Raw genomic sequence first — 597 nt, 5'->3', positions numbered from 1 at the left:
AGTCTAGGTGGAGCCAAAATGGTGACTCATATTGCCGACAGAGAAAGCGATATATATGAGGAATTCGCCACTGTAGCAAACCCAGAAAATCATGTCTTGGTCAGAGCGCGCACTGACCGTCGCCTATCAGGAAATACTCAATCGCTGTATACATATTTAAATCAACAACCAGGTGAAGGAACTTACACAGTCGATGTTCTGTCCGATTCACGTAGCGGTAGAAAAGCCAGAGAGGCATTACTCATTGTTCGCCGTGCGGTGGTAAAAATTCAACGTCCAGATAAATTAAATGCCCAAGATTATCCCTCTAGTGTTCAGCTTTACGCAGTGGAAGCCTTGGAAGTCAACCCACCACCTGGTCAAGAACCGATTCATTGGCGATTGCTTACCACCCACGAAGTTGTGTGTTTAGAACAAGCACTGCAAGTCATTCAATGGTACACATGGCGATGGCGAATTGAACAACTATTCGCCATCCTCAAAACTGCCGGATTGAATCTCGAAGCTACACAATTAGAGTCGATTGCGGCTATCCAACGACTGACTGTATTAGCTTTGTCAGTCGCTGTCCGCATTCTACAAATGATTCAGGGACGG

Annotated in this window: 1 protein-coding gene; it reads left to right on the top strand. The window is 45.7% G+C overall.

Features of this window, described 5'->3' with window-relative positions:
* A partial coding sequence (locus ACM0OP_RS24315; protein WP_414530968.1) for an IS4 family transposase occupies nucleotides 1-597 on the top strand: 597 nt, incomplete at both ends.

It is taken from the genome of Nodularia chucula CCY0103 (assembly GCF_963923915.1).
GTDB classification, from domain to species: Bacteria; Cyanobacteriota; Cyanobacteriia; order Cyanobacteriales; family Nostocaceae; genus Nodularia; species Nodularia chucula.
This window is presented reverse-complemented; position numbering and strand designations above follow the sequence as displayed.